General features: G+C 42.1%; 11 protein-coding genes. 8 read left to right on the top strand and 3 right to left on the bottom strand.

Translation table 11 applies throughout. The features are described from left to right. Window positions 1-95: 95 nt before the first annotated feature. The 7 genes from H9Y05_RS10415 (at window position 96) to kynU (ending at window position 12095) form a co-directional block, all read left to right on the top strand. Window positions 96-1760, top strand: coding sequence for a PKD domain-containing protein (locus H9Y05_RS10415; protein WP_216714242.1), 1665 nt, complete (start codon window positions 96-98; stop codon window positions 1758-1760). After that, window positions 1702-3816, top strand: coding sequence for a PKD domain-containing protein (locus tag H9Y05_RS10410; protein WP_216714241.1), 2115 nt, complete (start codon window positions 1702-1704; stop codon window positions 3814-3816). The genes H9Y05_RS10415 and H9Y05_RS10410 overlap by 59 nt, the downstream gene beginning before the upstream one ends. Before the next feature lie 233 nt (window positions 3817-4049). Further along, window positions 4050-5189 carry a cystathionine gamma-synthase gene (locus tag H9Y05_RS10405; RefSeq protein WP_216714240.1) on the top strand — a complete coding sequence of 380 codons (1140 nt, stop codon included), beginning with the start codon at window positions 4050-4052 and terminating at the stop codon, window positions 5187-5189. A gap of 85 nt (window positions 5190-5274) precedes the next feature. Continuing rightward, window positions 5275-5973 carry an SDR family NAD(P)-dependent oxidoreductase gene (locus H9Y05_RS10400; RefSeq protein ID WP_163491637.1) on the top strand — a complete coding sequence of 233 codons (699 nt, stop codon included), beginning with the start codon at window positions 5275-5277 and terminating at the stop codon, window positions 5971-5973. 156 nt (window positions 5974-6129) lie between these two features. After that, complete coding sequence (locus H9Y05_RS10395) at window positions 6130-8280, top strand: zinc-dependent metalloprotease (RefSeq protein ID WP_216714239.1); 2151 nt, start codon at window positions 6130-6132, stop codon at window positions 8278-8280. A 297-nt stretch (window positions 8281-8577) separates the two neighbouring features. Then, on the top strand, window positions 8578-10725 hold the full coding sequence (locus H9Y05_RS10390; RefSeq protein ID WP_163491639.1) for a M43 family zinc metalloprotease: 2148 nt from the start codon (window positions 8578-8580) through the stop codon (window positions 10723-10725). A 98-nt stretch (window positions 10726-10823) separates the two neighbouring features. Further along, window positions 10824-12095, top strand: coding sequence for a kynureninase (gene kynU, locus H9Y05_RS10385; protein WP_216714238.1), 1272 nt, complete (start codon window positions 10824-10826; stop codon window positions 12093-12095). A gap of 4 nt (window positions 12096-12099) precedes the next feature. On the opposite strand, the gene H9Y05_RS10380 is transcribed toward kynU, so the two are convergent. Genes H9Y05_RS10380 through H9Y05_RS10370 form a run of 3 tightly spaced genes read right to left on the bottom strand, consistent with a single transcriptional unit; the run spans window position 12100 to window position 13041 of the window. Then, window positions 12100-12357, bottom strand: a complete 258-nt coding sequence (locus H9Y05_RS10380; protein ID WP_216714237.1) for a DUF6327 family protein — start codon at window positions 12355-12357, stop codon at window positions 12100-12102. 2 nt (window positions 12358-12359) lie between these two features. Further along, entirely contained in the window at window positions 12360-12710 is a 351-nt protein-coding gene (locus H9Y05_RS10375; RefSeq protein WP_163491642.1) for a competence protein, read from the bottom strand. A 7-nt stretch (window positions 12711-12717) separates the two neighbouring features. Further along, on the bottom strand, window positions 12718-13041 hold the full coding sequence (locus H9Y05_RS10370) for a YtxH domain-containing protein (RefSeq protein ID WP_216714236.1): 324 nt from the start codon (window positions 13039-13041) through the stop codon (window positions 12718-12720). A 184-nt stretch (window positions 13042-13225) separates the two neighbouring features. On the opposite strand from H9Y05_RS10370, the gene H9Y05_RS10365 reads away from it, so the two are divergent. Beyond that, window positions 13226-14410, top strand: coding sequence for an AI-2E family transporter (locus H9Y05_RS10365; RefSeq protein ID WP_163491644.1), 1185 nt, complete (start codon window positions 13226-13228; stop codon window positions 14408-14410). Window positions 14411-14465 lie beyond the last annotated feature (55 nt).

Genomic DNA, 14465 nt, shown 5'->3' with positions numbered 1-14465 from the left:
ATCAAGCTTTTTTCAATTGCGGATGATTTTTTTACATATTTTTGCTGTGCAAGTTTATATACCTACACTTTTAGAAACCTCTTTATATACTTGGTATGAAGTTTATTAATACGCTACTTGTACTATTTTTTATTAGTATCTCGTTATTTATACAATTACACGCACAGTGTGACGGATCCCCGCAGGGAGAACAATTACAAGTTATTAATCCTTCTTTTGAAGGTCCTCCGGGTGCGCACATTACACCTGCTCCCTGGAGTACATGCAATATTACACCTGACACACAACCAGGTTCCTGGGGAGTTAATTTACCAGCTTCAGAAGGGAATACATACGTTGGATTCGTACAGGGAGGACCTGCATGGCTGGAAGGTGCTTCACAGGCATTGAGTGGTAACATGATTGCCGGCGTTGAATACACGTTTACGATTGATTTGGCAATTACCAACGCGAACCAGGGAGGAATTATACCTGCACCTGCCCAGTTGGTTATATATGGAGCAAATGCATTGTGTCAGAGAACAGAACTACTGTGGACCTCTCCTGTAATCAATAATTTGGGATGGGTTACATATACCGTTACATTTACACCAACCCAGAATTTCTCACATATTTACTTCTCTATCAGCGGTGATAGCCCGGCTATGTCTTATATCTTGTTGGACAACATTACGCCGATTGTTCCTAATTTACCTACGATAGACATTACCTCTCACATTGATGGGATGGCAGACGGATGTTCATTCATTATTTCAGGGGGACTTTCATTGCCGTTGGCAGATTCAATCGTTCTAACGGGTGCATTCATCGGGTCCCCTTCACATGCAAATATCAATGGCTCGAACTGGAATCAAACACTTAATTTTAATGTAACCGGACCCCAGACAATTTATGCCAGAGTTTATTACGTTGATCCTGCTACAGGTGCAAATGCCTGTTCATACGATTCTGTTACGGTAGAAGTTTCCTCTCCGATTATCGGATACGATATTCAAAACCATTGTCTCAACACAACTGCAAATTTTACCGATACCAGCTATGTGTTGGGAATAGGTTCCATTACCAGTTGGAACTGGGATTTGGGAGATGGTACGACTTCAACCACGGCCAGCCCGTCACATACGTATGCGACTCCCGGAACCTATGATGTAACACTGGAGATTGAAGATCAGAACGGCTGTGCAACCACATTGACAAAACAGGTTGTCGTGCATCCGTTGCCGGTGGCAGGTTTTACAATGACTAATGCGTGTAACGGACAAAGTGCAACGTTTAACTCTACTGCGACTGCAGGTTCCGGTACAATCGCGCAAACGCTTTGGGATGTCCAGAGTGATGGAACGATTGATTATACAACAACGAACGGAGTACATCTATATCCGAATGAAGGAACATTCAATGTCACGCAGATTGTTGTCACTGACCAGGGATGCCGTGATACGATTACACAGGCAATTACCGTTCACCCATTACCTGTAGCGAACTTTACATTTGTCAACAACTGCGACAATGAAGCGGTGACATTTACAGGTACGTCTACGGTCAGTTCAGGTACCGTTAACCAAACGTTGTGGGATGTTCAGAGCGACGGAACGGTTGATTATACGACAGCCAACGGTTCACACGTGTACCCAAATGACGGTACGTTCAATATCATACATATTGCAGTAACGGACCAGGGATGCCGTGATACGGTAACATATGCAATCACCGTTCATCCGTTACCAGTGGCGGACNTTTACATTTGTCAACAACTGTGATAACGAAGCGGTGACATTTACAGGTACGTCAACAGTCAGTTCCGGTACCGTTAACCAGACCTTGTGGGATGTTCAGAGCGACGGCACGGTTGATTATACGACAGCCAACGGTTCGCACGTGTATCCAAATGACGGCATGTTCAATGTGACGCATATTGCAGTGACCGATCAGGGATGCCGTGATACGATTACACAGGCGATTACCGTTTATCCGTTACCTGTTGCTGACTTCTCGTTTGTCAATAGCTGTGATAACGGAGCGATAACATTTACTTCTGAAGCAACAGTTAGTTCGGGAACGATTGATCAGACCTTGTGGGATGTTCAGAGTGACGGCACGATTGATTATACGGCAGCTAATGGTTCACATCTGTACCCGACTGACGGAACATTCAATATAATGCACATTGTAGTTACAAATCAAGGGTGCCGCGATACGGTGACACAGTCCGTTATTGTTTCACCTCTTCCTGTCGCAGATTTTTCTTTTGTTAATAATTGCGACAACGAAGCAGTAACATTTACGGCTACGTCAACAGTCAGTTCCGGTACTATTGCACAAATGCTCTGGGATGTTCAAAGTGACAACACAATTGATTACACAGGAGCCAACGGTTCACATGTATACCCGACTGACGGAATATTCAACGTAACACATATTGTTGTGACCGATCAGGGATGCCGGGATACGATAACACAATCAATTATGGTATATCCGCTGCCTGTAGCGAACTGGTCGGCGGCTTCCGTTTGTGAAGGGAATCAAACGTTGTTTAATGACCAGTCAACAGTTGCGCTATTAGATAACGACGCGATTGTACAATGGCAATGGTTGTTTGGTGACGGAGGTTCATCAACGGTTCAAAATCCGATTCATACCTATAATGAAGAAAACGTATACACGGGTCAGTTGATTGTGACAACTAACCACGGATGTAAAGATACATTCAGTACCACAGCAACTGTTTGGCCGTTGCCGCAAGTGAACTTTTCCCCGACAGATGTATGCCTTGAGTTTTTAACTGATTTCCAGGATTTGTCTACTATCTCAAACGATCATACTCCCAACTCAAATGTTCAATGGACCTGGAATTTTGGTGATCCGGCAGGTGGCATTTCTACGTTACAGAATCCGTCTTATGCATATCAGCAGGATGGTATTTTCAATGTACAATTACAAGTCACATCAGCAAATGGGTGTGTTAACTCAGCAACACTTCCTGTAACCGTTCATCCGAAACCACAGGCGGATTTTACCGGGGTTAACTTATCAGGATGTTCTCCGATTTGTGCCGTGTTGACATCAACTTCTGTAGTGAATAATCCATCTTCCATTACAGGGTATACATGGACGTTAAGTGACGGAACAGTATATACTTCCAATTCACCGACTGCCACATTTTGTCTGGATAATGAAACCGATGCCACTGTGTATTACGGTGTGCTGTTGACGGTTGAAACGAACCAGGGGTGTGTGGACAGTCACTCGGAACAAAATTATATCGCGGTATACCATAATCCGGTGGCAAGTTTTTATGCAAATCCGGGGCAAGTTTCTACTGTTGATGAAACAACGGAACTGGTTAACGAATCGCTGTATGCAGATAGTTACCTGTGGAATTTCGGAGATGGTTCACCAGCTTCAACAAGCGCCAATCCGACACATGCATTTCCGAATGAACAGGGAGGGAATTATACCATTACACTTGTAGCGTCAACGAATGAAGGGTGCCGAGATACAGCAGTTATTACCATTGAATTGCTGGATGAATTGATCTTTTACATTCCGAATACGTTTACACCGGATGGAGATATTTATAACCAAACCTTCCAGCCTGTATTTACTGCCGGTTACGATAAGTATGATTATATCCTGTATATTTTCAACCGTTGGGGAGAAATGATCTTTGAGTCGCATGATGCTTCGGTTGGTTGGGACGGAACGTACGGAGGAACGAAATGTCAGGAAGGAACGTATACGTGGAAGATCGAAGTTAAAACCCTACTCAGTGATGAGCGAAAATCATTTGTAGGACATATCAATTTGTTGCGGTAATATGTACATCAACAAATGACGAGGTTGTTGTGATGGAAATGCTTCGTATGTACATGAGATGATCCGAATTACCAGACTCTTTTTTAATTAAGACAGACCTTTCTCTGAAAGGAAACTGTGAGAAGATTTCTCATCCTCTCCTATACCTCTGTGGAGAAATAAATTATATCTTTGAAAACCCATTTTTTAGTAGGGAAAATGTGGTTTATTAATCGATTGAAAATTAGTTGGATATGAAATTCGGAACAAAAGCAATTCATGCAGGAGTAAAGCCAGATGAGGCTACAGGGGCAATTATGACACCTATTTACCAGACTTCAACATACGTTCAGGAAGGGGTTGGTAATCATAAAGGGTATGAGTACTCACGTACATTGAATCCAACGCGTCACGCATTGGAAAAAAGTCTTGCAGCACTGGAAAATGGAAGTTATGGGGCTTGTTTTGGTTCCGGACTCGCAGCGATTGATTGCATTATTAAAATGTTGAATCCCGGTGATGAGGTGATCTCTACGAATGACTTGTATGGTGGAACATACCGTTTGTTTCGAACCATTTTCGAAAAATATGGAATCATTTTTCATTTTGTCGATATGACAGATGTGAAAACGATCGAGGAAAAAGTGAATGCCAATACAAAGTTGATCTGGGTGGAAACACCAACCAACCCGATGTTGAATATCATTGATATCAAGGCCGTAGCGACAGTTGCGAAAAAAGCAGGCGCATTATTGGGAGTTGACAACACCTTTGCAACACCTTATTTACAAAGTCCGTTGGATTTAGGAGCGGATATTGTGATGCACTCCGTAACAAAGTACCTGGGAGGACACTCGGATGTGGTAATGGGGGCATTGATCTGTAAAGATGAGAAGTTAGCGACGGAAATGTACCGGATCCAAAATTCATCGGGTGCCGTAACTGCTCCGATGGATTCATTTTTGGTGTTAAGAGGTATTAAAACATTGCATTTACGTATGCAACGTCACTGTGAGAACGGAGAGAAAATAGCAAAATTTCTTGCAAACCACCCGAAGGTAGATAAAGTATATTGGCCAGGTTTTGAAACACACCCGAATCACCACATTGCAAAAGAGCAAATGCGCGGATTCGGTGGAATGGTTTCCTTTACATTGAAAGGAAATGTATTGGAAGAAGCGCTGAACATCGTGAAAAAAGTTGAAATTTTCGCATTGGCGGAATCACTGGGTGGAGTAGAATCATTGATCGGACACCCTGCAACAATGACACATGCTTCTATTCCGAAGGAAGAACGTGAGAAAACCGGAGTTGTTGATACATTGATTCGATTGAGTATTGGTGTAGAAGATGCAGACGATTTAATTGCTGATTTGGAACAAGCGTTCGCGTAAGAAATTTCCAACACTAATCAACTTAATAGTACTACGTACCTGTTCCGTATACCCCGGTGGGATGTAAAATAATATTTTAACAGGAATGACAATTATTATCACAGGTGTTTCTTCGGGGATTGGTCACGCGTTGACATCCCATTACCTCGCGCAGGGACATCAGGTGGTCGGAATCGGCCGTAGAAATACAATTTCACATCCGGATTTTACGTTTTTTGAAAAAGACCTGTCGGAAACCACCGATTTTTCATTCTTAACTGCAATTGTTTCTGCCTCAAATGAGCTGATTCTGATCAACAATGCAGGAGTGATCGGACGGATTGAACGAATCAGTGAGCAAGTGCAATCGGATATCATTCCCACAATACAGGTCAATAGCATCGCTCCGATGTTGCTGTGCCAATGTGTTTTACAGCATTTTCCCGATACCCGCCCGCTGACCATTGTAAACATCAGTTCAGGGGCAGGAAAAAGACCGATTCCGGGTTGGGCAAGTTATTGTGCATCGAAAGCGGCGCTTGATCTGTTTTCTCAAACAATTTACCTGGAAGAGAAAGAAAAAAAACGAACCCTCAGAGTGTACAGTGTTGCACCCGGTGTCGTTGATACGCCGATGCAGGAACAGATTCGCCGGGCTGATCCGGAAAGTTTCTCTGCACATGCATCTTTTTTAACACTCAAAGAGAAAAACGAATTAACAAGTGTTGAAAAGGTCGTAGAAAAGTTGGTGGCTTTGCTTTCAAAACCGTATGATGGCAACGTTATTTATTCATTAAAAGAATGATTCCCACAACTATTTTTTTAGTTAGGAATCCAATAATAAAACTCTTAAAGTTGAAATTATTTTCATTATTCTCAATCTGATTTACCATAATTTTCGTAAATTGTGTGCACTTTTCTGCCATAAATCAGGTGCAGCATACTCAAAATACACAATTGCATGGGAAAAATCTTTATCGGGCTATCATCTATTCTATTTACAATAACAGTGGGATTCGGACAGTACAAGTTCAACCCTCAAAATGCACGTGACGGAGAAACAGTTGAATACTGTCACGAAAACTACAGATTGGAACAGATGCGTCTGAGAGAACCGGAGATGTATCAACAATACATTGCAGGCAGGCAGCAATTGGAAGTAGAAACACAGAACTATGTCGCACCGAAGTCCGATATCGTTTACATCGTTCCGATTGTTTTCCATGTCATTCATAACGGTGGTCCGGAAAACATCTCCGACGAGCAAATCTATGATGCCGTTCAGATTCTAAACAGGGATTTCAGAAGGTTAAATGCCGATGCGGATAATGTACAACCTCTTTTTCAGGGAATGCCGAAAGATGCATCCATTGAATTCCGATTGGCGACAATTGCTCCTAACGGAGATTGCTTTAAGGGAATTACCAGGACATTGACTTCGTTGACAAATGACGGATCTGATGGTCAGGCTCAGTTGAATACCGCATTTTTCGGAAACGATGTATACCAGGGGACATGGTCACATACAAACTATTTAAACATTCTTGTTGCGCGAAACATCGGAGGCGCGGCAGGTTATACGTACAGGCCGTCTTCGTGGGGAGGAACTTCCGTTTATTACAATTCGATCTGGATGCTACAAAATTATACGGGCAGTATCGGAACATCTTCCGTGGGTACGAGCAGAACATTAACACATGAAGTTGGTCACTGGCTCAATCTGAAACATACATGGGGAGACGGGAACAGCCCCGGACTCGCTTCGAATTGTGATATGGATGACGATGTAGAAGATACACCGAATACAGTTGGTTCTACTTACTGTAATTTTAATGAAACAACCTGCGGACCGGTTGCAAACGTAGAGAATTACATGGATTATTCATACTGTTCTAAGATGTATACTCCCGGACAGGTGACACGTATGAGAGCGGCTTTGGTAAGTGCAACGGCAAGTAGAAGCAATCTGTGGACAGCGTCCAATCTGGCAACTGTCGGAGCAATTGATAATCCGCCACTTTGTAAGGCTGATTTTTTTGCTGACAGACGGGTCATCTGCGCAGGGGAATCTGTTCAGTTTTCGGACAACAGTTTTAATGCGGTGTCGGGGTGGACATGGGACTTTCAGGGAGGAACACCTGCATCGTCCATGACAGAGAATCCAAGTGTCATATATTCAACTCCCGGAACCTATCAGGTGTCATTAACGGCCTCAAACGGCGGAGATAGTGAAAGCGAAACAAAAGTTGCATACATTACTGTATTGGAGCCCGGGACAAGCTTACCGTTTTATGAAGGATTTGAAAGTTTTTCCACGCTGACAGACATGCAAAATTCCTGGTTCATCGATAATGGCGGATCCGCTAATGGATTTGAACTGACAACCTCCGCTGCTCATACCGGAGCAAAATCAATGAAGATTAATAATTTTTACCAGTCGGGAATTAATAAAAATGAATTGTCTTCTTCAAATGTGGATTTATCCGGTGAAGTGTTGAACGACGTAACCTTGTCGTTCCGTTATGCATACAGAAAAAAGGCAGCAACTAACCAGGAATACCTGAAAGTATATTTCTCCGCTGATTGTGGAGAGAGTTGGGGGACCCCTAAAAAGACATTCAACGCAACAATGATGTCGAATGAAGTAGCTACTTCTCCCTGGACACCGACAGCTGCGGATTGGAAGACGGTGCATGTCCCGTTCAGTAATAATTCATTTACACCGTTTTTGGTGGAAAATTTCAGGTATAAATTTGTTTTCGAAGCAAACGGAGGAAATAATTTCTACCTCGATGACATTAATATCTATAAAGGATCGGAATCGGATGATATTGTATTGGGAATTGAAGAAAAAGGAGCTGTGAACGAAATCACCTTGTTCCCGAACCCGAATAACGGGGAAATGAATGTTTCTTTTTCATTGAGCCAGGCGCAACTGGTGCATCTAACGGTGATGGATCTTTCAGGAAAAGAACTGAAGTCAACAGTTGTTAGCGGAGCAATAGGGGAGAACGTTATCATGATAGATAATACAGGTATTGCTTCGGGCATTTATTTTATACAATTGAATACAGAAGCGTCTCGTAAAATGCTTCAATTTGTAAAGAACTGATCTTCCAACCTTTCTACAACGAAAAACGTTATTTGAATGCGAAAACAATTGTTTTCGAGGTGATTGTCTAAGTTTTCAGACTTGTTTGAAATGCGCGTTTATGTGTGTTTATTTACTAAACGGTGTCTTTTGATGAATGAAGTGTGGTCTGTGTTTAGCTAATTGCTGCGGATAGTGTGGTTTGTATTAAATCGGGTTAATTTTTAATTAACATTAATTGTGATTTGGTGAAACTTTATTCGTAATTTGTGAGCACTTTTTAAATTAAAACTAGTAAATAACAAAAATTCTTGACTTATGAATAGAATAGTGGTAGGAATATCATCCTTTTTGCTGTCCACGACAATTGTTTCAGCACAACGGGTTTTTAATCCTCAAAATGCCCGTGATGGAGAAACAGTAGAATACTGCCATCAACACGCTCGTTTGAGTGAGCTGCAACAAACGAACCCTGCGGCTTATCAGCAGATCATGAACGATCAGGCTGCTCTGGAGCAATATACGAAGAATTATGTCGAAACTAAATCGGGAACTGTTTATACCATTCCTATTGTATTTCACGTTCTTCACAATGGAGGAGTTGAAAACATTTCAGATGAACAAATTTATGATGCTGTTGCCATCTTAAATCGTGACTATCGCTTGTTAAACAGTGATGCGAACAACGTACATGCTGATTTTCAGGGGATGCCAACCGATGCGGAAATTGAATTCAAATTGGCAACAATTGCTCCGAATGGCGCGTGTTTTAAAGGGATTACAAGAACACAAAGCGCACTGACAAGTAGCGGTGATGACGGTGGAGCTCAGTTACAGGCTGTATTTAACGGAAATGATGTGTACCAGGGAACATGGCCACACAACAAATACCTGAATGTTGTGATTGCGAAGGACATTGGCGGCGCCGCCGGATATACACAGTACCCGAACAATTGGGGAGGAGCTTCCTCAAATTCAATCTGGATCTTGCACAACTATGTGGGAAGTATCGGAACAGGAGGTGTCGGAACAAGCAGGGCATTGACGCATGAAGTAGGGCACTGGTTAAACCTGGCTCACACGTGGGGAAACAGTAATCAACCGGGACTGGCGTCTAACTGTAGCATTGATGACGGAGTGGCAGATACTCCCAATACAGTCGGAGTGACTTCTTGTAACCTGAATGAAAGCACATGTGGCCCAAGAGCGAATGTGGAGAACTACATGGATTATTCGTATTGCTCGAAGATGTATACACAGGGACAGGTCAATCGAATGAGAGCGGCAATTACAAGTTCTACGGGAGGAAGAAGCAATATCTGGACAACGGCGAATTTGAATGCGGTAGGTGCAATTGCGAATCCACCGCTTTGTAAAGCTGATTTTTCCGTGGATAAACGCGTTGTTTGTCAGGGAGATGCTGTTCAGTTTACAGATGCCAGCTACAATACCGTGAGTGGATGGTCCTGGTCATTCCAGGGAGGAACACCTGCAACTTCTTCAGTTGAAAATCCAAGCATTACCTATAATACTCCGGGAACATACCAGGTGTCATTGACAGCTTCAAACGGCGGGTCGACTCAAATGGAAACAAAAACAGCGTATATTACAGTATTAGCTGAAGGAGCGGGCCTTCCTTTTTATGAAGGATTTGAGAATTACACAAACATTGCTGGTTCACAAGGAAAATGGTTTGCAGATAATGGAGGAACCACTGGTGGCGGATTTGAAGTGACAAATACAGCCGGAAATACAGGTGTTAAATCAGTGAAAGTAAATAATTTCTCACAGTCAGGACCTTATATTACAGAGTTGATTTCATCCAGCGTTGATTTGTCCGGTGAAGCCATCAATGATGTGACGCTTTCATTCAGATATGCATACAGAAAAAAGACATCAACTAATCAGGAATACCTGAAAGTATACTTTACTTCAGATTGTGGTGAAACATGGGGTTCTCCAAGAAAAACATTGAACGCAACAATGATGTCCAGTATCGTTGAAGGAACAGCATGGACGCCGACAGCAGCAGATTGGAAAACAGTACACATTCCGTTCAGCGGCGGTTCATTCAGCCAGTACCTGGTAGACAATTTCAGATATAAATTTGCGTTCGAAGCAAACGGAGGGAATAATTTCTACCTGGACGATATCAATATTTACAACGGGCCTGAATCAGATGATATCGTTTTGGGGCTGGAAGACAAAGGAAGCTTGAGTGAAATTACACTCTTCCCGAATCCGAATGAAGGAGAAGTGAATATTTCATTCTCATTAGAGAACGCGCAAAAAGTAACATTGGTGGTGATGGATATTTCAGGAAAAGAATTGAAATCTACAATCATCAATGGTACTACCGGATCAAATGTTGTGCTGCTTGACAATTCTGATTTCGCTTCAGGGGTCTATTTTGTACAGCTGAAAACTGAATCTTCTAATAAAACACTTCAATTTGTTAAGAAATAATTGACAGAACACATTTCTTAAGAGTCCGTTTCGAAACCCGAGACGGACTCTTTTGATAATACTCTGCTATGTAACATTTAACTCACCAATTCAGGTTTATGAATAATACACTTGCGTTTGCACAAGAACAAGACAAAAAAGATGCGTTGGCTGCATTTAGAAACAAATTTCATTTTCCGACATTTCACGCGAATGATGTCATTTACTTTACAGGAAACTCCTTAGGCCTCCAGCCAAAGTCGACAATGTCCTATATTCAAACAGAATTAGATGCATGGGCGAAGTACGGAGTCGAGGGACATTTCATGGGAACAAATCCCTGGTTTTCCTACCATGAGTTATTGACGGAAAAAACGGCAAAAATAGTCGGGGCACTTCCTTCTGAAGTAGTCGTTACACATTCGTTGACAACAAACCTTCATCTATTGATGGTTTCCTTCTATCGTCCCGAAGGAAAACGAAGAAAAATCCTGTGTGAGGCAAAGGCATTTCCAAGCGATCGGTATGCGCTTGAATCCCAGGTGAAATTTCATGGTTTGAACATTGAACAGGACTTAATTGAGGTTGCGCCGAGGGAAGGAGAACACCTGATCAATGAGGAAGATATTCTTGCGAAAATAGCAGAAACAGGAGATGAACTTGCGCTTATTATGATTGGCGGAGTGAATTATTATACGGGACAGTTGTTTGATATGAAACAAATCACTGAAGCAGGACATAAAGTTGGTGCTGTTGTCGGTTTTGATTTGGCACATGCTGCAGGAAATATCAACCTGAAATTGCACGATTGGGGAGTGGACTTTGCTGCCTGGTGTGGTTACAAATACCTGAATTCTTCTCCCGGAGGAGTGTCGGGGATGTTTGTACATGAACGACATGAATACAAGCCTGAATTGCCGCGCTTTGCAGGTTGGTGGGGATATGACAAAGAAACCCGTTTTCTGATGGAACCGGGATTCAACCCGATTCGCGGAGCAGAAGGATGGCAGTTGAGCAATGCTCCTGTATTGGGAATGGCGGCACATTTGGCTTCCTTGGATGTGTTTGATGAAGCAGGAATGGAAGCGATTGGAAAGAAACGGGACACGTTAACCGCTTTTTTAGAGTTTGTTATCTACGATATTTCGGAAAGAAATAAAGATAAAGTAACGTTTGAAATCATTACACCAAAAGAAATCTCAAGAAGAGGTGCGCAACTTTCTATTTTGGTTCACGGGCAAGGGAAGTCCTTGTTTGATAAATTAGCAGCAGAAGGAGTGGTGGCAGATTGGAGAGAGCCGAATGTAATTCGTATCGCACCAGCTCCGTTATACAATTCATTCGAAGACTGCTACCGCTTTGGAGAATACCTTGAAAAAGCGATTCAGTAAACAGTTACTTTTTAAAAAAGTTGAAGACCGTTCGTACGGCAATCGGAAGAAGTGTGCGAATGGCAACTTTGCCCACTGAGAGCGGGTCATTTTTGGAAATTCCAAAGAACCCTTCCGCCAGGTTCGGAAGGGTTATATCATCTTTTAGTGCTTCAATGCTCTTTCGGACCTTGTGGTAATGCAATTTGCGTTCGAGGTTTAAAATTTCGAGGTCACGGTTGATCTCGTCATATGAGGAATATATTTTTTTTCGCATTTCCATGGTTAATCATTAAAAAAGATTTCGGAGAATTTCCGGAGGATTTTACCTTCCACAATCTGTGGTTTGATGAACGAAACCAGGATCGTGAGAAGCAGGTAGAATCCTGCTACGATCAGGAATCCGTAAACGTAATTGTCCATTGCTTTCCCGATCACAATTGCCAGTGCCAGTGATGCGAAAAGAACAAACAATGTCGCAAATACAACAATAAGGAAAAACTTCAATACCATCGTTGTGGATTGCATCGCGACTTTAAATCCCCACAGTTTGTAGTATGCAATATTGCTATTGATAAGTGCCTTGGATTCTTCCTGTATTTGTTCCAGGTCTTCTTTTATGTCCTCAAACGCCATGATACAATTACTTTTTGCTGACTTCCTTTTTTAATGCGGCCAATTTTGCTTCTAAAATCTCAATGATGTCTTCGGTTTTCTCCTTTCCGTCCTCTACCAGTTGATTGAGAGACTGATCGAATGAATGTTCAACCGCTGAAATTTTACCTTTCAGTGTGTCGACCAACTCATCCAGCTTGTCAGATAAGTTGTCTTTACTGTCGTTGAATTTTTGCTTGATCTTTTTTCGTGTTTCCGTTCCCTTGTCAGGGGCGAATAACAATCCTAATCCTGCTCCTACTGCGGCTCCTGCCAACAGTGCGATTACTGTGTTTGATGCATTACTTGCCATGTTCAGTTGTTTTAAAAAGTTTCTACTCTTCCTAAATGTAAGGAATAATCGTTTAAAAAACATGTTTGACCACACTAAAATAAGCAATTTTCATATAAATTAACATTCTGTAAATCAGAAAATGTTTTTTATTTGTGTAAAATTGGCGTACACAGTTTTTACAATTAAATGACGAATGCTATATATGGAAAAGTTAACGCTCCCCAATGTCTATAAAGTAAGTGCCGCTTTTTTTATAACGGCGTGTATCCTGTTGATTGCCTACCTTGCGAGCGATATTTTTGCACCTTTGATCATGGCGTTGCTGATTGCTATTCTGCTTCGTCCGATTGTACGGTTTCTTTCCGAAAAACTGAAGTTTCCACCTATTCTGGCAGTTTCTGTGACGGTAGTTCTGGCATTCCTCGTATTGATTGGATTGTTGAGTTTTTTGGCGTATCAGTTAACAACATTTATGGATGACGTGCCCCGGATTAAAGAACACCTGACCAGGCATTATCATTCGCTTCAGCAATGGATCGAAGTGCAGTTCGGAATTTCGGACTGGGAACAGAATCAATATGTAGAACAATCTGTTTCCGGGGCGGATATTTTCTCGTTATCTTCCATCAGTTCGCTTACCAATAGTCTGATGTACATGGTACTGATCCCGATTTATACCTTTTTGATCCTGATTTATCGTTCATTGTTGCTGAACTTCATTATTAAACTCGTTCCGGGCAAAAATGTCATGAACATCGAAGCCATTCTGAAAAATCTGAAATCGGTGGTTCGAAGTTACATCGTTGGGTTATTGATTCAGGTAGCTTGTATTTCCGTTATGACGGGAACGGGGTATTTTTTCATTGGAATGAAGTATTATATTTTCCTGGGAATTTTAACCGGATTGCTGAACCTGATTCCATATATCGGTATTATTATCGCAGGTGTAATCAGTTGTATGGTGGCATTGACCACTTCAGAAGAACTGTCGATTGTCTTTTGGGTGATCGGGGTAAATGTCGTGGTGCAGTTTATCGATAACAATTTCCTGGTACCGAAAATTGTGGGTTCAAAAGTATCCATTAATGCACTTGCTTCCATGATCGGTGTGATTGTCGGAGGTACGATTGCGGGAATCCCGGGAATGTTTCTGGCAATCCCTGTCCTTGCGATGTTAAAAGTGGTATTTGAAGCGACTAAAGGGCTGGAACCTTATGGTTACCTGATCGGAGATGAAATGCCGCATACGTTCAACTGGACAAAAATCCGGTTGATGTATACCCGAAAAATGCGCCAGGCAGCAGAAACGAAAAAAGAGCAGCAGGAAAAGATGACCGGAGAGGAAGATCCTTCAGGTGGTGTCGACTCCCCGGATCAGAATAACTAACAGGCAACTGTGCAAATGTCAGGTAGCAACGGCATCATTTGAGCCAAAGTTCTGG

Source organism: Taishania pollutisoli (assembly GCF_014518315.1).
Lineage (GTDB): Bacteria > Bacteroidota > Bacteroidia > Flavobacteriales_D > Crocinitomicaceae > Taishania > Taishania pollutisoli.
Note: the sequence above shows the minus strand (reverse complement) of the source record. Positions and strands in the feature narration are given on the sequence as shown.